Annotated in this window: 14 protein-coding genes and 1 tRNA gene; 12 read left to right on the forward strand and 3 right to left on the reverse strand. The window is 70.1% G+C overall.

Annotated elements, in window-relative coordinates:
* Positions 1–732: 732 nt before the first annotated feature.
* Positions 733–3,459, reverse strand: coding sequence for a DNA polymerase I (gene polA / locus ACZ5DC_RS22490; RefSeq protein WP_468655280.1), 2,727 nt, complete (start codon positions 3,457–3,459; stop codon positions 733–735).
* Positions 3,460–4,123: 664 nt separating this feature from the next.
* Between polA and ACZ5DC_RS22495 the strand changes: the two genes are divergently transcribed.
* The 9 genes from ACZ5DC_RS22495 to ACZ5DC_RS22535 all read left to right on the forward strand — a co-directional run bounded on the left by ACZ5DC_RS22495 (position 4,124) and on the right by ACZ5DC_RS22535 (position 14,178).
* On the forward strand, positions 4,124–6,436 hold the full coding sequence (locus ACZ5DC_RS22495) for an FdhF/YdeP family oxidoreductase (RefSeq protein WP_468655282.1): 2,313 nt from the start codon (positions 4,124–4,126) through the stop codon (positions 6,434–6,436).
* Positions 6,437–6,482: 46 nt separating this feature from the next.
* Positions 6,483–6,974, forward strand: coding sequence for a hotdog fold thioesterase (locus ACZ5DC_RS22500; RefSeq protein WP_366751362.1), 492 nt, complete (start codon positions 6,483–6,485; stop codon positions 6,972–6,974).
* Positions 6,975–7,043: 69 nt separating this feature from the next.
* Positions 7,044–7,475: a hypothetical protein gene (locus ACZ5DC_RS22505; RefSeq protein ID WP_468655284.1), complete on the forward strand. Its 432-nt coding sequence runs from the start codon at positions 7,044–7,046 to the stop codon at positions 7,473–7,475.
* The gene (locus ACZ5DC_RS22510; protein WP_468655286.1) at positions 7,472–8,107 is read left to right on the forward strand and encodes a Tat pathway signal sequence domain protein; all 636 of its coding nucleotides are present in this window, start codon (positions 7,472–7,474) and stop codon (positions 8,105–8,107) included. The genes ACZ5DC_RS22505 and ACZ5DC_RS22510 overlap by 4 nt, the downstream gene beginning before the upstream one ends.
* 290 nt (positions 8,108–8,397) lie before the next feature.
* Positions 8,398–9,630 carry a branched-chain amino acid ABC transporter substrate-binding protein gene (locus ACZ5DC_RS22515; RefSeq protein WP_468655288.1) on the forward strand — a complete coding sequence of 411 codons (1,233 nt, stop codon included), beginning with the start codon at positions 8,398–8,400 and terminating at the stop codon, positions 9,628–9,630.
* 111 nt (positions 9,631–9,741) lie between these two features.
* Positions 9,742–10,671, forward strand: a complete 930-nt coding sequence (locus ACZ5DC_RS22520; protein ID WP_468655290.1) for a branched-chain amino acid ABC transporter permease — start codon at positions 9,742–9,744, stop codon at positions 10,669–10,671.
* Positions 10,672–10,676: 5 nt separating this feature from the next.
* The gene (locus ACZ5DC_RS22525; RefSeq protein WP_468655292.1) at positions 10,677–12,503 is read left to right on the forward strand and encodes a branched-chain amino acid ABC transporter permease; all 1,827 of its coding nucleotides are present in this window, start codon (positions 10,677–10,679) and stop codon (positions 12,501–12,503) included.
* Positions 12,504–12,508: 5 nt separating this feature from the next.
* Positions 12,509–13,465: an ABC transporter ATP-binding protein gene (locus ACZ5DC_RS22530; RefSeq protein ID WP_468655294.1), complete on the forward strand. Its 957-nt coding sequence runs from the start codon at positions 12,509–12,511 to the stop codon at positions 13,463–13,465.
* Complete coding sequence (locus ACZ5DC_RS22535; RefSeq protein WP_366751369.1) at positions 13,462–14,178, forward strand: ABC transporter ATP-binding protein; 717 nt, start codon at positions 13,462–13,464, stop codon at positions 14,176–14,178. The genes ACZ5DC_RS22530 and ACZ5DC_RS22535 overlap by 4 nt, the downstream gene beginning before the upstream one ends.
* A 68-nt stretch (positions 14,179–14,246) precedes the next feature.
* On the opposite strand, the gene ACZ5DC_RS22540 is transcribed toward ACZ5DC_RS22535, so the two are convergent.
* Entirely contained in the window at positions 14,247–14,906 is a 660-nt protein-coding gene (locus ACZ5DC_RS22540) for an ANTAR domain-containing response regulator (protein WP_468655296.1), read from the reverse strand.
* Positions 14,907–15,005: 99 nt separating this feature from the next.
* Between ACZ5DC_RS22540 and ACZ5DC_RS22545 the strand changes: the two genes are divergently transcribed.
* Positions 15,006–15,092: transfer RNA gene (locus ACZ5DC_RS22545), tRNA-Leu, on the forward strand.
* Between the two features lie 82 nt (positions 15,093–15,174).
* On the forward strand, positions 15,175–15,963 hold the full coding sequence (locus tag ACZ5DC_RS22550; protein WP_468655298.1) for a helix-turn-helix domain-containing protein: 789 nt from the start codon (positions 15,175–15,177) through the stop codon (positions 15,961–15,963).
* A gap of 28 nt (positions 15,964–15,991) precedes the next feature.
* Here ACZ5DC_RS22550 and pyk read toward each other — a convergent pair whose 3' ends face one another.
* Positions 15,992–17,428: a pyruvate kinase gene (gene pyk, locus ACZ5DC_RS22555; RefSeq protein WP_366751372.1), complete on the reverse strand. Its 1,437-nt coding sequence runs from the start codon at positions 17,426–17,428 to the stop codon at positions 15,992–15,994.
* 216 nt (positions 17,429–17,644) lie between these two features.
* Between pyk and ACZ5DC_RS22560 the strand changes: the two genes are divergently transcribed.
* Positions 17,645–19,450, forward strand: a complete 1,806-nt coding sequence (locus tag ACZ5DC_RS22560; RefSeq protein WP_468655300.1) for a bifunctional metallophosphatase/5'-nucleotidase — start codon at positions 17,645–17,647, stop codon at positions 19,448–19,450.
* Positions 19,451–19,454: the final 4 nt, after the last annotated feature.

Genomic DNA, 19,454 nt, shown 5'->3' on the forward strand with positions numbered 1-19,454 from the left:
GGGCCGCATCGTGGAGGCCGCCCGACTCTCTCGCCGAAGCGGTAACGCCGGGCCGCATCGTGGAGGCCGCCGGACTCTCTCGCCGAAGCGGTAACGCCGGGCCGCATCGTGGAGGCCGCCCGACTCTCTCGCGGGGGCGGCAACGCCGGGGCGTGACGTGGAGGCCGCCGGACTCTCTCGCGGAAGCGGTAACGCCGGGCCGCATCGTGGAGGCCGCCGGACTGCCTCGCGGGGACGGCAACGCCGGGCCGCATCGTGGGGGCCGCCGGACTGCCTCGCGGGGACGGCAACGCCGGGCCGCATCGTGGGGGCCACCGGACTGCCTCGTGGAAGCGGCAACGCCGGGGGCGACGTGGGGACCGCCGAGGCTGCCTCGTGGAAGCGGCAACGCCCGGCCGCATCGTGGAGGCCGCCGGACTGCCTCGCAGGGGCGGCAACGCCGGGCCGTGACGTGGGGCCGGCGACGCCGGGCCGCGTGGAGGAGGGACCGCCGAGCCGCGTGGAGGACGCTGAGCCCCGTCGTGGGGGCGACGCCGGGCCGCGTAGAGGAGGGACCGCCAGGCCGCGTGGAGGAGGGACCGCCAGGCCGCGTCGAGGAGGGACCGCCAGGCCGCGTCGAGGAGGGACCGCCAGGCCGCGTCGAGGGGGGTGATCGCCGTCGTGGCGGAGCTGTCGGGTCGGTCTTGGCCCGCGACGCCCGCCTCGCTTCGGTCACCCCCCACGCGCCGTCGGCTAGTGGGCCGCCGACTCCCAGTCCGGGCCGACGCCCACGGAGACGTCCAGCGGGGCCCGGAGCTGGACGGCGCCCGCCATCTCGCGGCGGACGATCTCCTCCGCCGCCGCCCGCTCGCCGGGGGCGATCTCCAGCACGATCTCGTCGTGGACCTGGAGGAGCATGCGCGACCTGAGGTCCGCCTCCCGCAGCGCGCTGTCCACCTTGAGCATGGCGAACTTCACGATGTCCGCCGCCGTGCCCTGGATCGGCGCGTTGAGGGCCATCCGCTCGGCCGCCTCGCGGCGCTGGCGGTTGTCGCTGTTGAGGTCGGGGAGGTAGCGGCGGCGTCCGAAGAGCGTCGCCGTGTAGCCGGTCGCCCGGGCCTCGTCGACCGCCCGGCGCAGATAGTCCCGCACGCCCCCGAAGCGCTCGAAGTACGCGTCCATCAGGGCGCGGGCCTCGGCCGCCTCGATGTTCAGCTGCTGGGAGAGGCCGAACGCGGACAGGCCGTAGGCCAGGCCGTACGACATCGCCTTGATCTTGCGGCGCATCTCCGCGTCGACCGCGCCCGGCTCGACGCCGAACACCTGGGAGGCGGCCGTGGTGTGCAGGTCCTCACCGGAGGTGAACGCCCGGATCAGGCCCGCGTCCTCGGAGAGGTGGGCCATGACGCGCAGCTCGATCTGGCTGTAGTCGGCGGTCATCAGGGACTCGAAGCCCTCGCCGACCACGAAGCCCCGGCGGATCGCCCGGCCCTCGTCCGTGCGGACGGGGATGTTCTGGAGGTTGGGGTCGGTGGAGGAGAGGCGCCCGGTCGCGGCCACCGTCTGGTTGAACGTGGTGTGGATACGGCCGTCACCCGCGATGGTCTTGATCAGGCCCTCGACGGTGACCCGCAGCTTGGCCTGCTCGCGGTGCCGGAGCATGATCACGGGCAGTTCGTTGTCGGTCTGGCCGGCGAGCCAGGCCAGGGCGTCGGCGTCCGTGGTGTAGCCGGTCTTGGTCTTCTTCGTCTTGGGCAGCGCCAGCTCGCCGAAGAGGACCTCCTGGAGCTGCTTGGGCGAGCCCAGGTTGAACTCGTGGCCGGCGGCCGCGTGCGCCTCCTTCACGGCCTGCTGCACGGCGCCCGCGAACATCTGCTCCATCGCCTCGAGGTGCGGCCGGTCCGCCGCGATGCCGTGGCGCTCCATGCGGGCGAGCAGCGCGGAGGTGGGCAGCTCCATGTCGCGGAGCAGGTCGGCGGCGCCGACCTCCTCCAGGCGGCCCTCGAAGGCCGTGCCGAGGTCCAGGACGGCGCGGGCCTGGACCATCAGGGCCTCGGCCTCGGCGCCCTCGTCCGCGCCGAAGGCCAGCTGGCCGTCGGCCGCCGCGGCGGGGGCCAGCTCGCGGTGCAGGTACTCCAGCGACAGCGCGTCCAGGTCGAAGGAGCGGCGGCCGGGCTTGACCAGGTAGGCGGCGAGCGCGGTGTCCATGCGCACGCCCTCGACGCTCCAGCCGTGCTCGGCGAAGACGCGCATGGCGCCCTTGGCGTTGTGGAACACCTTGGGGCGGGCCGCGTCGGCCAGCCAGGCGGCGAAGGCGTTCTCGTCGGCCTCGTCGAGCTCCGACGGGTCGAACCAGGCCGCCGCTCCCCCGGCCGCGGCGAGGGCGACCTCGGCGACCGAGCCGGCGCCCAGCGCCCAGGTGTCGACGGTGGCGACGCCCAGCAGCCCGGCGCCGTGCTCGGCGAGCCAGGGGGCCAGCTCGCCGGTGCGCAGGATCGCGCCGTCGATCTCGACGCCGTCGGCGACGACCGGGGCGGCCTCGGCCTCCTCCGTGCCGGGGTCGACGGCGAAGAGCCGCTCGCGCAGCGACGGGTTGCGGATCTCCAGGGTGTCCAGGACCATCGCGACGGCCTTGCGGTCGTACGGGGCCCGCTCCAGGTCGGCGACCGTCTTCTCCAGCTCGACCTGGCGTTCCAGCTCGGTGAGGAGGCGGTTGAGCTTGACGGACTCCAGGTGGTCGCGGAGGTTCTGCCCGGCCTTGCCCTTGACCTCCTCGACGCGCTCGACGAGCTCGGCGAAGGAGCCGAACTGGTTGATCCACTTCGCGGCGGTCTTCTCGCCGACGCCGGGGATGCCGGGGAGGTTGTCGGACGGGTCGCCGCGCAGCGCCGCGAAGTCCGGGTACTGGGCGGGCGTCAATCCGTACTTCTCGAAAACCTTCTCCGGAGTGAACCGGGTCAGCTCCGAGACGCCCTTGGTCGGGTAGAGCACGGTGGTGTGCTCGGTGACCAGCTGGAAGGAGTCGCGGTCGCCGGTGACGATCAGCACCTCGAAGCCCTCGGCCTCGGCCTGGGTGGCGAGGGTGGCGATGATGTCGTCCGCCTCGTAGCCCTCGACGGCGAAGCGGTGCGCGTGCATCGCGTCGAGCAGCTCGCCGATCAGCTCGACCTGCCCCTTGAACTCGTCCGGGGTCTTGGAGCGGTTCGCCTTGTACTCGGTGAACCGCTCGGAGCGCCAGGTCTTGCGGGAGACGTCGAAGGCCACCGCGAAGTGCGTGGGCGCCTCGTCACGCAGTGTGTTGGCCAGCATCGACGCGAAACCGTAGATCGCGTTCGTGGGCTGGCCGGTCGCGGTCGTGAAGTTCTCCGCGGGCAGCGCGAAGAACGCGCGGTAGGCCAGCGAGTGCCCGTCCATGAGCATCAGCCGGGGACGGGAGCCGCCGGGGGTCTTGTCGGTCTGCTTCGATGCTGTCTCTGCCACGTCCCCGATCCTGCCACGACCCACTGACAGCGCGGACCGGCCGGTTCCCGCGGGCCACAGCCGGTCGCCTCCCGGTCGCTCACGGCGACGAGGACCCGCGCAGACGAACGCGGCGGGGCGCGCGGGCGGACGGGCGCGGTGGGACGCGGGTCAGCAAGCGGGCGCGTCAGGGCTCGCCGGGGCAGGCGAGAAGCAGGCGCGGCGGCCGAGTGAAGGGCACGCGTACGGGGTGAGGCAGGGTGCAGGGCACGCGGTGGGGCAGGCGCAAGCGGGCGCCGTCGCCCCGCGCAAACGACGCCGTGGAGCCGGCGCGAGCGGGTGCCGTGGGGCCCGCGCAGGAACGCACCTCGGCTCGTGCAACGGGCGCTGCGACGCGAACCGATGCCGTACGACCCGCGCCGTCGGGAGCCGCCGGCCCACGCGAACACCCCCCTGGAACCGCCGCCGGCCAACGCCGCAGGCCCCGCGCGCACACCCCCGCAGAGCCCGCCAAGCCGACGCGGCAGCGCCCGCGCAAGAGCGCACCTCGGCCTGCGCGGAAAACGCCGCAGGCCCCCCGCAAGCGATGCCGCCGCCTCGCGTCCGGTCCGTCCGGCGGCGTTGTCGGCGGGTCGTGGGAGGATCGTCGGCGTACTTGTCACGCGCAGTCGAAGGGGAGCGTGCGATGGCGACGAAGCCGCCCAAGGGTGATCCGGTCCAGGACGCGCCGCAGGTCGCGGAGCCCCGGCACGCGGCGGCGGGGCTGCCGGCCGTCGGGCACACGCTGCGCATCGCCCAGCAGCAGATGGGCGTGAAGCGCACCGCGCTGACGCTGCTGCGCGTGAACCAGAAGGACGGCTTCGACTGCCCGGGCTGCGCCTGGCCGGAGCCGGACCACCGGCACACGGCGGAGTTCTGCGAGAACGGCGCGAAAGCGGTGGCCGAGGAGGCCACCCTGCGCCGGGTCACGCCCGAGTTCTTCGCCGCGCACTCCGTGGCGGACCTGTCCGGCCGCAGCGGCTACTGGCTGGGCCAGCAGGGCCGGCTCACGCACCCCATGTACCTCCCCGAGGGCGGCACGCACTACGAGCCGGTCTCCTGGGAGCGGGCCTTCGACATCGTCGCCGAGGAGATCGCCGCCCTCGGCTCCCCGGACGAGGCCGTCTTCTACACCTCGGGCCGCACCAGCAACGAGGCCGCGTTCCTGTACCAGCTCTTCGCGCGCGAGCTGGGCACGAACAACCTGCCGGACTGCTCGAACATGTGCCACGAGTCGTCCGGGTCGGCGCTCGGCGAGACCATCGGGATCGGCAAGGGCAGCGTCCTGCTGGAGGACCTGTACAAGGCCGACCTGATCATCGTCGCGGGCCAGAACCCGGGCACGAACCACCCGCGGATGCTGTCCGCGCTGGAGAAGGCCAAGGCGAACGGCGCGAAGGTCATCAGCGTCAACCCGCTGCCCGAGGCGGGCCTGGAGCGCTTCAAGAACCCCCAGACCCCGCAGGGCCTCCTCAGGGGCGCCGCCCTCACCGACCTGTTCCTGCAGATCCGCATCGGCGGCGACCAGGCCCTCTTCCGGCTGCTCAACAAGCTGATCCTGGAGACCGAGGGCGCGGTCGACGAGGAGTTCGTCCGCGAGTACACCCACGGCTTCGAGGAGTTCGCGCAGGCCGCGCGTGCCGCCGACTGGGAGGAGACGCTGACCGCGACCGGCCTCACGCGCGCGGAGATCGAGCGGGCCCTCGGCATGGTCCTCGCCTCGCGGCGGACCATCGTCTGCTGGGCCATGGGCCTCACCCAGCACAAGCACTCCGTCGCGACCATCCGCGAGGTGGTCAACTTCCTGCTGCTGCGCGGCGACATCGGCCGCCCGGGGGCGGGCGTGTGCCCGGTGCGCGGGCACAGCAACGTGCAGGGCGACCGCACCATGGGCATCTTCGAACGGCCCGCGCCGGCGTTCCTGGACGCCCTGGAGAAGGAGTTCGGGTTCGCGCCGCCGCGCGCGCACGGCTACGACGTCGTACGGGCCATCCGCGCGCTGCGCGACGGCGAGGCGAAGGTCTTCTTCGCCATGGGCGGCAACTTCGTCTCCGCCTCGCCCGACACGGAGGTCACCGAGGCCGCGATGCGCCGCGCGCGGCTGACCGTGCACGTGTCGACCAAGCTGAACCGCTCGCACGTGGTCACGGGCGCGCGGGCGCTGATCCTGCCCACGCTGGGCCGGACCGAACGCGACGTGCGGGACGGCGGCGAGCAGTTCGTGACGGTCGAGGACTCCATGGGCATGGTGCACGCCTCGCGCGGGCGTCTGCGCCCCGCGAGCCCGCACCTGCGCTCCGAGCCGGCCATCGTCTGCGGTCTCGCGCGCCGGGTGCTCGGCGAGCGCAGCGTCGTGCCGTGGGAGGAGTTCGCCGAGGACTACGCGACCGTCCGTGACCGCATCGCGCGCGTGATCCCCGGCTTCGAGGACTTCAACCCGCGCGTGTCCCGGCCCGGCGGCTTCGCGCTGCCGCACGCCCCGCGCGACGAGCGGCGCTTCCCGACCGCCACGGGCAAGGCGAACTTCACGGCGGCGCCGGTGGAGTACCCGGCGCTGCCCGAGGGCCGGCTGCTGCTGCAGACCCTGCGCTCGCACGACCAGTACAACACCACGATCTACGGCCTGGACGACCGGTACCGGGGCATCACGGGCGGGCGCCGGGTGGTGCTGGTGCACCCCGAGGACGCCCGGTCGCTCGGGGTCGCCGAGGGGTCGTACGTCGATCTGGTGAGCGAGTGGCGGGACGGGGTGGAGCGGCGGGCGCCCGGTTTCCGGGTCGTGCTGTATCCGACGGCCCGGGGGTGCGCGGCCGCGTACTACCCCGAGACGAACGTGCTGGTGCCGTTGGACGCCACCGCCGACACCAGCAACACCCCGGCCAGCAAGTCCGTCGTCGTACGGCTGGAGGAGCACACCGGCACCGCCGGGAGCCGTCTGGAACAATCGGCGACCGACTGAGCGTTTGCTCAGCGAGCAGAAGGTGGACGACGAACGGAGCCGGCCCATGGGCGAGCAGCAGCACGTGAAGTTCCCGCAGGAGGTCCTCGACGAGTACACGGCGCTCGGCGTGGACCTGCCCGCCCTGTTCTCGGCCGGGCATCTGGGCACGCGGATGGGCGTGCAGATCCTGGAGGCCTCGGCGGACAAGGTCGTCGGGACCATGCCGGTGGAGGGCAACACCCAGCCGTACGGCCTGCTGCACGGCGGCGCCTCAGCGGTGCTGGCGGAGACCCTGGGCTCGGTCGGCTCCATGCTGCACGGCGGCGTCTCGAAGATCGCGGTCGGGGTGGACCTGAACTGCACGCACCACCGCGGGGTCCGTTCCGGCCTGGTGACGGGCGTGGCCACGCCGGTGCACCGGGGCCGGTCGACGGCGACGTACGAGATCGTGATCAGCGACGAGGAGGGCCGCCGCGTCTGCACCGCCCGGCTGACCTGCCTGCTGCGCGACGTCCGGCCGGGCGACGCGGCGCCCGCCGAACCCACCGCGAGCTGAGCCGGGTCGTTCCTCCCCGGCCCCCGCCGGACCGTTGCCCCTCGCCCTCCCTCCCTCTAGCTTCGGGACATGGGACGGCGAGGAGGCCCCCGGCCGGGGGTGGTGGGGTTCCTGGTGTTCGGGCTGGCACTGCCGGCGCTGCTGTGCACGACGGGCTGCACCGGACCGGACGGCTCCGCTCCCTCCCCCACCAGCGCCACGCGTTCGGCCACGGCCACGGATTCGGCCACGGCACGGCCGGCCTCGGACGCCGACCTGTGCACCAGGCTCGTCACCTACTGGGCCCGCAGGATGCTCGCCGACGACACCTACGGCGACTACCAGTCGATGGGCCTGTCCCACGGGCAGTACCAGATCCTCATGGACGTCGTGACGGCCGGGCGCTCCGCGCGGCGGCGTCAAGGCGCGGACGCCGCACAGCGATTGATCAACCGTCAGGCCCGCGCGGCCTGCACCGCGCGCTACCGCCACGGGACCCCGAGCGAAGGCCCCTGGACATGAGCGGTATCGGCCCGCCGGAGCCCGGCGAGGGCACGCGCGCGTGGGACGGCCGTCGGCCGCGGAACTCCCGTCCGCCCGGCCGGACACGCGCCGCCCTGACCGCCTGGTACGCCCGCCGGCGGCGGATCGCCGTCGCACTCGCCGCCGCGGCCGTCGCCCTGGCGGGCGGCGGTTGTCTGTACGCCACCAGGCCGCACCGGCCGCCCCCGCGCGAGGACCGCGCGCACGCCCAAGTCCCGTACCCCGCCCAGGTGGTGGACATGACCTACCTGGACGCCCGGACCACTCCCGCGGGCGCCCCGCCGCGCAGTTTCAGCTTCGCCGTGCTGCTGAGCGTGGCCTCGGGGCCGCCGGTCACCGTGGTCCGGGTGAGCCAGCCGTACGCGGGGCTGTCCCTGGATGCGGAGCCATCTGCTCCGTTTCGGACGAAGTCGGGTTCCGCCCGCAAGGTCACGATCACGATGCACGTCACGGAATGCGAGAAAGTCCCCAAGAACGCCGGACTTCCTTTCCTGGACGTAACTCTGCGTAATACGCGCGCAATACAGGCACAGAGCTTCATCCTGGGCCCCCGTTACGCACAGGACCTCTCACGCGCCCTGCACGTAGCCTGCGGCAACAAAATGAGGTAATCACCAAAACGGCTGAGACACCTGGATCGATCAAGGCGGGTCCTGCGGGTTCTCACAATGCGGACGGTGCGAATCCACCTGAATTCCACCTTCCACCCCACCGCGTACCGCTCTGCATTACGTCGTGTCATAACAAGAGCGTCACAGCCTCGGTCAGACACTCCTCCACGTTCCCCACACACGCTTAGAGTCACGGCCAGTCACCGCGCCTTCGGATTGTCCAATTCAGCGCGGCGCGCGACTCGGCCGCTTCCACGGGGAGGCGGTTGTGCCTGGGGAAAGGACTGATCGTGCGTCAACGTTCGCTTATCGCCATCACCGCCGCGCTGGCGGCGGGAGCGCTCACCCTCACCGCCTGCGGCTCGCGCGACAGCGGCGACAAGGGATCCGACTCCGGCAACGGCGGCAGCACCGTCGTCATCGGCGTCGACGCCCCCCTGACCGGCGACCTGTCCGCCATGGGCCTCGGCATCAAGAACTCCGCGGACCTCGCCGTCCGCAACGCCAACAAGCAGAAGCTCGTCAAGGGCATCACCTTCAAGATCGAATCCCTCGACGACCAGGCGCAGCCGTCCGCCGGCCAGCAGAACGCCTCGAAGTTCGTCTCCGAGCAGGACGTCCTCGGCGTCGTCGGCCCCCTGAACTCCTCGGTCGCCGAGTCGATGCAGAAGGTCTTCGACGACGCCAAGCTCGTCCAGGTCTCCCCCGCCAACACCGGCCCCGCCCTGACCCAGGGCCCGGACTGGCAGAACAAGAAGGTCCGCCCCTACAAGGCGTACTTCCGCACCGCGACCACGGACGCCATCCAGGGCCCGTTCGCCGCCCAGTACGTCTTCAACACCGCCAAGAAGAAGAAGGTCTTCGTCATCGACGACAAGAAGACCTACGGCTCCGGCCTCGCCGCCACCTTCACCACGGAGTTCAAGAAGCTCGGCGGCAAGGTCGTCGGCACCGAGCACATCAACCCCGACGCCAAGGACTTCTCCGCGATCGCCACCAAGGTGAAGAACTCCGGCGCCGAAGTCGTCTACTACGGCGGCGAGTACCCGCAGGCCGGCCCGCTCAGCAAGCAGATCAAGGCCGCCGGCGCCAAGATCCCGCTGGTCGGCGGTGACGGCATCAAGGACGACACCTTCATGAAGCTGGCGGGCTCCGAGGCCACCGGCGACCTTGCCACCTCCGTCGGCGCCCCGGTCGAGGACCTGCCCTCCGCCAAGCAGTTCGTCGCCGACTACAAGGACGCCGGCTACAAGGAGGAGTACTCGGCGTACGGCGGTTACGCCTACGACTCCGCCTGGGCGATCATCGAGGCCGTGAAGAAGGTCGTCGACGCCAACGGCGGCAAGCTGCCCTCCGACGCCCGCGCCAAGGTCACCGAGGCCATGCAGGGCGTGGCCTTCGACGGTGTGACCGGCAAGGTCTCCTTCGACGAGTACGGTGACGCCACCAACAAGCAGCTCACCGTGTACGCCGTGAAGAACGGTGCCTGGGCTCCCGTCAAGTCCGGTACCTACACCGGCTGATCCCCGCCCGAACCCCCCACGAGCCGCGCGGGGCGCTGTTCCACTGGCGCCCCGCGCGGACTCGCATCCGGCCACATCCCTCGCACTTTCCGAACGCTCGGAGGACATGCGGTGAACGAACTGCCGCAGCAGCTGGTCAACGGCCTGCTACTAGGATCCATGTACGGGCTGGTCGCCATCGGCTACACAATGGTCTACGGCATCGTCCAGCTCATCAACTTCGCCCACGGCGAGATATTCATGACGGGAGCGTTCGGCGCTCTCACCGTCTGGCTCTGGCTCCCCGGCGGCACCACCATGTGGATCGCGCTGCCGCTCATGATCATCGGCGCCGTCCTCGTCGCCGTCGCCATCGCCGTCGGAGCGGAACGATTCGCCTACCGGCCACTCCGCAACGCCCCGCGTCTCGCCCCCCTGATCACCGCCATCGGCCTCTCGCTGGCACTCCAGCAAGCCGTATGGGCCTGGTACCCCGAGGCGAAGTCCGCGCGCACCTTCCCGCAGATCTCCGGCGGCCCCTTCGACATCGGCAACGTCACCATCCAGACCGGCGACATCTTCCTCGTCGTCGCCGCCCCGATCAGCATGGCCGTCCTCGCCTACTTCGTGATGAAGACCCGCACCGGCCGCGGCATGCAGGCCACCGCGCAGGACCCGGACACCGCCAAGCTGATGGGCGTCAACACCGACCGCATCATCGTCATCGCCTTCGCGCTCGGCGCCGCCTTCGCCGCCGTCGGAGCCGTCGCCTACGGCCTGAAGTACGGCGAGATCAACTTCCGGATGGGCTTCATCCTCGGCCTGAAGGCCTTCACCGCGGCCGTCCTCGGCGGCATCGGCAACATCTACGGCGCCATGATCGGCGGCGTGGTCCTCGGCGTCGCCGAAACCCTGGCCACCGCCTACATCGCCGACATCCCCGGCATGGACAAGTTCGGCAGCCAGTCCTGGGCCGACGTCTGGGCCTTCGTACTCCTCATCCTCGTACTGCTGTTCAGGCCACAGGGCCTGCTCGGCGAGCGCGTCGCGGACAGGGCGTGAGACCGATGACCACACAGACCACCGCACCCGACACACCCAGCGCCCGCAAGACCGACACCCCGGCCGGCCTGCTCCCCCTGCCCGAGAAGGCCGCCCGCGCCCTCGCCCTCGGCGGCAGCGCGCTGACGATCGTCTCCACCTTCCTCGCCTGGACCTGGACCGCCGACTTCCCCGGCGACCTCACCGTCTACGGCTACCCGGGCGGCCTCCAGGTCCTCGTCCTCATCGGCGCCCTCCTCGCCACCCTCTACGCACTCGCCTCCTACGGCGTCCGCGGCCTGGCATGGCTGGCCCCCGCCGGCCCCGACGCCGCCCTGCGGTTCGCCACCCTCGCCACCTTCGCCACCAGCTGGTACACGGTCCTCGCGATCAGCACCGAGCTCGGCGGACTCGTCAACCTCGAACCCGGCGGCTTCCTCGTCGCCCTCGGCAGCCTCGCCGCCTTCGCCGGCGCCCTCGCCCTGCCCTTCCAGCGACCCGAACCCGAACCGATCGACCCCGACGACACCGGCTGGGAGAAGTTCAAGCACGGCGCCGCCCACACGTGGGAGACCACCAAGGCGGTCTTCGCCGCCGGCACCCCCCGGCCCGTCCCCACCCTGCCCTCGTACGCCGAGATCCTCGTCATCGTCGCGATGCTCACCCTCGGCCTCGTCGTCTTCACCTACGGCATCGGCACCGAGTACGACGAACTGTTCATCGGCTTCCTGATCACCGCGGGCTTCGGCTTCGCCGCCCTCAACAAGGCCGGCCTCATCGCCCACGCCTCGCAGATCGCCTCCCGGCACACCAACATCACCACCTGCGGCGCCTTCGTCGCAGCCGCGCTGTTCCCCTTCACCCAGACCAACGACCAGTACGCCACCCTCGGCGTCTACATCCTCATCTTCGCCACCGTCGCCCTCGGCCTGAACATCGTCGTCGGCCTCGCCGGCCTCCTCGACCTCGGATACGTCGCCTTCCTCGGCGTCGGCGCCTACGCCGCGGCCCTGGTCTCCGGCTCCCCCAGCTCACCCTTCGACGTGCACTTCCCGTTCTGGGCCGCCGTACTCGTCGGCGCCGCCGCCTCCCTCGTCTTCGGCGTGCTCATCGGCGCCCCGACCCTCCGGCTGCGCGGCGACTACCTCGCCATCGTCACCCTCGGCTTCGGTGAGATCTTCCGCATCACCGCCAACAACCTCGACGGCACCTCCGGGCCCGACCTCACCAACGGCTCCAACGGCATCTCCTCCATCCCCAACCTCGACGTCCTCGGCTTCGACTTCGGCGCCCAGCACGACATGGCCGGCTTCACCATCGGCCGCTTCGCCAACTACTTCTTCCTGATGCTCATCATCACCGCCGTCGTGGTCCTGGTCTTCCGCCGCAGCGGCAACTCCCGCATCGGACGCGCCTGGGTCGCCATCCGCGAGGACGAGACCGCCGCCCTCGCCATGGGCATCAACGGCTTCCGCGTCAAGCTCATCGCCTTCGCCGTCGGCGCCTCCCTCGCCGGACTCGCCGGCACCGTCCAGGCCCACGTCACCTACACCGTGACCCCCGAGCAATACCTGTTCGCCGGCCCCATCCCGCCCAACTCCGCCTTCCTGCTCGCCGCGGTCGTCCTCGGCGGCATGGGCACCATCAGCGGCCCCCTGATCGGCGCCGCCCTGCTCTTCCTCATCCCCAACAAACTCCAGTTCCTCGGCAACTACCAGCTCTTCGCCTTCGGCGTCGCACTCATCCTGCTGATGCGGTTCCGCCCCGAGGGCCTCATCCCCAACCGGCGCCGCCAGCTCGAATTCCACGAAGAGGCGGAAGCACCCACCCTCCTGACGAAGGCGGGGGCCTGACCACCATGACCACCGACACCACCACCAAGGACACCACCCCCGGCGCCCCCACGCCCGGCGAGACCGTCCTCGACGCCCGCGGCGTCACCATGCGCTTCGGCGGCCTCACCGCCGTACGCGGCGTCGACCTCACCGTCGGCGCCGGCGAGATCGTCGGCCTCATCGGCCCCAACGGCGCAGGAAAAACCACCTTCTTCAACTGCCTCACCGGCCTGTACGTCCCCACCGAGGGCGAAGTCCGCTACAAAGGCAACGTCCTGCCGCCCAAATCCTTCAAGGTCACCGCGGCCGGCATCGCCCGCACCTTCCAGAACATCCGCCTGTTCGCCAACATGACGGTCCTGGAGAACGTGCTCGTCGGCCGGCACACCCGCACCAAAGAAGGCTTCTGGTCCGCCGTCCTGCGCGGCCCCGGCTTCCACAAGGCCGAGAAGGCCTCCAAGGACCGGGCCATGGAACTGCTCCGGTTCGTCGGCCTCGACCACAAGGCCGACCACCTCGCCCGCAACCTCCCCTACGGCGAACAGCGCAAACTCGAGATCGCCCGCGCCCTCGCCAGCGAACCCGGCCTGCTCCTCCTCGACGAACCCACCGCCGGCATGAACCCGCAAGAGACCCGGGCCACCGAGGAACTCGTCTTCGCCATCCGCGACATGGGCATCGCCGTCCTCGTCATCGAGCACGACATGCGCTTCATCTTCAACCTCTGCGACCGCGTCGCCGTACTCGTCCAGGGCGAGAAGCTCATCGAAGGCGACAGCGCCACCGTCCAGGGCGACGAACGCGTCGTCGCGGCCTACCTCGGCGAACCCTTCGAGGACGCACCCGGCGCCGACGAAGTGGCCGAGGTCGAAGCCGCCGAAGCACACGCCGAGGCACACGCCGGAATTACGGACGAGGCCACCGGCGCACGCGCCGACACCACGACCGACGCCGCGCCCGGCAAGGAGAACGACCGATGACCGCACTGCTCGAAGTCGAGGACCTCAGGGTCGCCTACGGCAAGATCGAAGCCGTCAAGGGCATCTCCTTCAAGGTCGAAGCCGGTCAGGTCGTCACCCTCATCGGCACCAACGGCGCCGGCAAGACCACCACCCTGCGCACCCTCTCCGGACTGCTCAAGCCCGTCGGCGGACAGATCAAGTTCAACGGCAGGTCACTGAAGAAGGTCCCCGCCCACCAGGTGGTCTCCCTCGGCCTCGCCCACTCCCCCGAGGGCCGGCACATCTTCCCCCGCATGAGCATCGAGGACAACCTCCGCCTCGGCGCCTTCCTGCGCAACGACAAACCCGGCATCGAGAAGGACATCCAGCGCGCCTACGACCTCTTCCCCATCCTCGGGGAGCGGCGCAAGCAGGCCGCGGGCACCCTCTCCGGCGGTGAACAGCAGATGCTCGCCATGGGCAGGGCACTGATGTCCCAGCCCAAGCTGCTGATGCTGGACGAGCCGTCCATGGGCCTGTCGCCGATCATGATGCAGAAGATCATGGCGACCATCGCCGAGCTGAAGGCCCAGGGCACGACCATCCTGCTCGTCGAACAGAACGCCCAGGCCGCGCTCTCCCTCGCCGACCAGGGACACGTCATGGAGGTCGGCAACATCGTCCTGTCCGGCACGGGACAGGACCTCCTGCACGACGAATCCGTCCGCAAGGCCTACCTCGGCGAGGACTGACCGCTCGGACACGGCGAAGGCCCGCGCCCCCTTCTCCGGGGCGCGGGCCTTCGCCGTACGAGACGGGCTCAGTCCTTCTTGGACGCCTTCTTCTCCTCGCTGTCCGCGATGACCGCCTCCGCGACCTGCTGCATCGACATACGGCGGTCCATGGACGTCTTCTGGATCCAGCGGAACGCGGCCGGCTCGGTCAGCCCGTACTCCGTCTGGAGGATGGACTTCGCGCGGTCCACCAGCTTGCGGGTCTCCAGCCGCTGGGTGAGGTCGGCGACCTCCTTCTCCAGCTGCTTCAGCTCGGTGAACCGGGAGACGGCCATCTCGATCGCCGGGACGACGTCGCTCTTGCTGAACGGCTTGACCAGGTAGGCCATGGCACCGGCGTCCCGGGCACGCTCGACGAGGTCGCGCTGCGAGAAGGCGGTGAGCATCAGGACCGGCGCGATGGACTCACCGGCGATCTTCTCGGCCGCGGAGATGCCGTCCAGCTTGGGCATCTTCACGTCCAGGATGACCAGGTCCGGCTTGTGCTCGCGGGCCAGCTCGACGGCCTGCTCACCGTCCCCGGCCTCGCCGACGACGGTGTACCCCTCCTCCTCCAGCATCTCTTTGAGGTCGAGCCGGATCAGGGCCTCGTCCTCGGCGATGACGACACGGGTCGTCAGCGGAGGCACGTGCGACTTGTCGTCGTCGGGCACGTCTACGGGCTGGGGCGACTCGGGGGCGGTCACTGAGGCTCCTTGGTACGGGGCAGGGGCTCTGCTCCCAGCAGGGTACCTAGCTGCGGGGACGCGCGGGGAACCGGTACACTTCCCACGGCTCAGCAGCTTGCCCGGTTGGAGGAACTGGTCAGACTCGCGGCACTCAAAATGCCGTGCCCTTTGGGCATGTGGGTTCGAATCCCACACCGGGCACCACCAATGAAAGCGGAGGACCACGTTCGCGTGGTCCTCCGCTTTCTGCTGCATTCGGTCGTCTCTGGTGACCCAGAGTGGTCGCATGAACATTCATGGCACAGACGTGCGACAAAGGGCGCTCACGCTGCTGCGCGGCGGTGCGAAGAACGCCGACGTGGCCCGCGAGCTGAACGTCCCCGTGGGGACGGTCGGCTATTGGAAGCATCTGGACCGGGCGAAACGGGGTGAATGCCCAGGTCGTCACGATCCGCCCTGCCCACGTTGCCACGGACGGGAGCTGGACGAGGCTGCGTACAGCTACCTGCTCGGGCTGTACCTCGGTGACGGGCACATCAGCCACTACTCACAGCACCGCGTCCCCAATCTGATGATCAGCTGCACTGAGGTGTGGCCGGGTCTCATGGACGCCTGTGAGACAGCGATGCGCACGGTCTTCCCGGACAACAGGGTCTGCCGTGTCCGCAGGACCGGCTGCAGCGACGTGAAGGTCTACTCGAAACACCTGCACTGCCTCTTCCCCCAGCACGGCCCCGGCAAGAAGCACGAGCGCCCCATCGTCCTGGAGCCCTGGCAGCGGGCCATCGTCGACGGCCACCCGTGGGAGTTCATCCGGGGCCTCGTCCATTCCGACGGCTGCCGCATCACCAACTGGACGACCCGGCTCGTCGGCGGTGAGCGCAAGCGGTACGAGTATCCGCGCTACTTCTTCACCAACACCTCGGCCGACATCGTCCGCCTCTTCACCGACACTCTCGACGAAGTCGGTGTCGAGTGGAAGACGCTCAACCAGAGCCGAGCGGCCGTGACCGTCTCCATAGCGCGCAAGGCCTCCGTCACCCTCATGGACACCCACGTCGGCCCCAAGCACTGAACAGGCCCCCCCGAGAGGCGCCCGGTCGTCACTTCGGGCTGTCGTCCTCGCCGATGTGGTGGACCCGGACCATGTTGGTGGAGCCGGAGACGCCGGGCGGGGAGCCGGCCGTGATGACCACGACGTCACCCTTCTGGCAGCGGCCGTACTTCAGGAGCAGTTCGTCCACCTGGTCGACCATCGCGTCGGTGGAGTCCACGTGCGGACCGAGGAAGGTCTCCGCGCCCCACGTGAGGCTGAGCTGGGAGCGGGTGGCCGGCTCCGGGGTGAAGGCCAGGAGAGGGATCGGGGAGCGGTAGCGGGACAGGCGGCGGGCGGTGTCCCCGGACTGGGTGAACGCGACCAGGAACTTCGCGCCGAGGAAGTCGCCCATTTCGGCGGCGGCCCGGGCGACGGCGCCGCCCTGGGTGCGCGGTTTGTTCCGTTCGGTGAGCGGCGGCAGGCCCGCCGCCAGCATGTCCTCCTCGGCCGCCTCGACGATCTTCGCCATGGTGCGTACGGTCTCGACGGGGTATTTGCCGACGCTGGTCTCGCCGGAGAGCATGACCGCGTCCGTGCCGTCGAGGACGGCGTTGGCGACGTCGGAGGCCTCGGCGCGGGTGGGCCGGGAGTTCTCGATCATCGAGTCGAGCATCTGGGTGGCGACGATCACCGGTTTGGCGTTGCGCTTGGCGAGCTTGATGGCGCGCTTCTGGACGATCGGCACCTGTTCCAGCGGCATCTCCACGCCGAGGTCGCCGCGCGCGACCATCAGCCCGTCGAAGGCGGCCACGATGCCGTCGAGGTCGGCCACGGCCTGCGGCTTCTCGATCTTGGCGATCACGGGGAGGCGGCGGCCCTCGTCGGCCATGATCCGGTGCACGTCCACGACGTCGTCGCCGTTGCGGACGAAGGAGAGGGCGATGACGTCGAAGCCGGTGCGCAGCGCCCAGCGCAGGTCGTCCTCGTCCTTCTTGGAGAGGGCGGGGACGGAGACGGCCACGCCGGGGAGGTTCAGGCCCTTGTGGTCGGAGATGACGCCGCCCTCGACCACGCGGGTGTGTACGCGGGGGCCGTCGACGTCGGTGACCTCCAGGGAGACCTTGCCGTCGTCCACGAGGATGCGTTCGCCGGGGGTGACGTCGGTGGCGAGGCCGGCGTGGGTGGTGCCGCAGCGGTGGCGGTCGCCGTCGGCGCCTTCTTCCACGGTGATGGTGAAGGTGTCGCCGCGTTCAAGGAGTACGGGGCCTTCGGTGAAGCGGCCGAGCCGGATCTTCGGGCCCTGAAGGTCGGCGAGGATTCCGACGCTGCGGCCGGTCTCGTCGGCCGCCTTTCGCACGCGCTGGTACCGCTCCTCGTGTTCGGCGTGGGTGCCGTGGCTGAGGTTGAACCGGGCGACGTCCATTCCGGCCTCGACCAGTGCCTTGATCTGGTCGTACGAGTCGGTGGCGGGCCCCAGGGTGCAAACGATTTTCGCTCGGCGCATGGGTCGAGCCTATGGCTTACCGGCGGGTAGGGAATTGGCGCCGTATGACTACTCAACGGACTTTCGGCGAAGGGTTATTGACAAGTGTTGAATTGTGCGGCGGTTCGCTCCTATGAGCGATGGTCACCAGATCGCAACCTTCCGGACCTGTTGCCGCAAGTCATGCCCAGGTCAGAATCTACGCGCGTTGTTGTTCACCGCCAAGGAGACCGAGACATGCCGTTGAACCGCCGGAAGTTCCTGAAGAAGTCCGCCGCCACCGGAGCGGGAGTGGCGATCGCCGGCGCGGCGGCGGCTCCGGCGGCCGAGGCGGCGGAGAAGGGGAAGCCGGGGCATCCCGAGAAGCGGTACTCCCTGACCGTCATGGGCACCACCGACCTGCACGGGCACGTCTTCAACTGGGACTACTTCAAGGACGCCGAGTACGCCGACAAGGCGGGCAACGCGATGGGCCTGGCCCGGATCTCCACCCTGGTCGAGCAGGTGCGCAAGGAGAAGGGCCGCTGCAACACCCTGCTCCTGGACGCCGGTGACACCATCCAGGGCACCCCGCTCACCTACTACTACGCCAAGGTGGACCCGATCACCGCCAAGGGCGGCCCGGTGCACCCGATGGCGCAGGCGATGAACGCGATCGGGTACGACGCGGCGGCGCTCGGCAACCACGAGTTCAACTACGGCATCGAGACGCTGCGGAAGTTCGAGGACCAGCTCGACTTCCCGCTGCTCGGCGCCAACGCGGTGGACGCGAAGACGCTGAGGCCCGCCTTCCCGCCGTACTTCATGAAGACCTTCCACGTGCCGGGCGCCAAGCCGGTCAAGGTCGCCGTCCTCGGCCTGACCAACCCGGGCATCGCGATCTGGGACAAGGCGTACGTCCAGGGCAAGCTGGCGTTCCCGGGCCTGGAGGAGCAGGCGGCCAAGTGGGTGCCGAAGCTGAGGTCGATGGGTGCCGACGTGGTCGTCGTCTCGGCGCACTCGGGTACCTCGGGCACGTCGTCGTACGGCGACCAGGTGCCGTACGTGGAGGACGCGGCGGCCAATGTGGCCAAGCAGGTGCCGGGCATCGACGCGATCCTGGTCGGGCACGCGCACCTGGAGATCCCGGAGCTGAAGGTCGTCAACGAGCAGACCGGGAAGACGGTCGTGCTGTCCGAGCCGCTGTGCTTCGCCGAGCGGCTGAGCCTCTTCGACATCGAGCTGGTGTTCAGCAAGGGCCGCTGGGAGGTCGAGTCGGTCTCCGCCTCGCTGCGCAACTCCAACACGGTCGCCGACGACCCGAAGATCACGAAGCTGCTCACCGACGAGCACGAGAAGGTCGTGGCGTACGTCAACCAGGTCGTGGGCCGGGCGACCGAGACCCTGACGACCGTGGAGGCCCGCTACAAGGACGCCCCGATCATCGACCTGATCACCAAGGTCCAGGAGGACGTGGTCAAGGCGGCGCTCGCGGGTACGGCGTACGCCTCGCTGCCGGTGATCGCCCAGGCGTCGCCGTTCTCCCGGACCTCGCAGATCCCGGCCGGTGACGTCACCATCCGGGACCTGTCGAGCCTGTACGTGTACGACAACACGCTGGTCGCCAAGCTGCTGACGGGCGCCCAGGTCCGCGCCTACCTGGAGTACTCGGCGGAGTACTACGTCCAGACGGCCGCGGACGCCACGGTGGACGTGGAGAAGCTGACCAACGCCGGTGGCCGCCCGGACTACAACTACGACTACGTCTCGGGTCTGTCGTACGACATCGACATCGCCCAGCCGGCCGGGTCGCGGATCAGGAACCTGAACTTCGGCGGGGCCGCGCTGGACGACGCCCAGCAGTTCGTGCTGGCGGTGAACAACTACCGGGCCAACGGCGGCGGTGCCTTCCCGCACGTCGCCACCGCCAAGGAGCTGTGGTCGGAGTCGACGGAGATCCGCACCCGGATCGCCGAGTGGGTGACCGCGAAGGGTGTTCTGGACCCGAAGGACTTCGCGTCGGTGGACTGGAAGCTGGTGCGTGACGGCAAGCCGGTGTTCTAGGGGT

It is taken from the genome of Streptomyces sp. NPDC031445 (genome assembly GCF_055581365.1).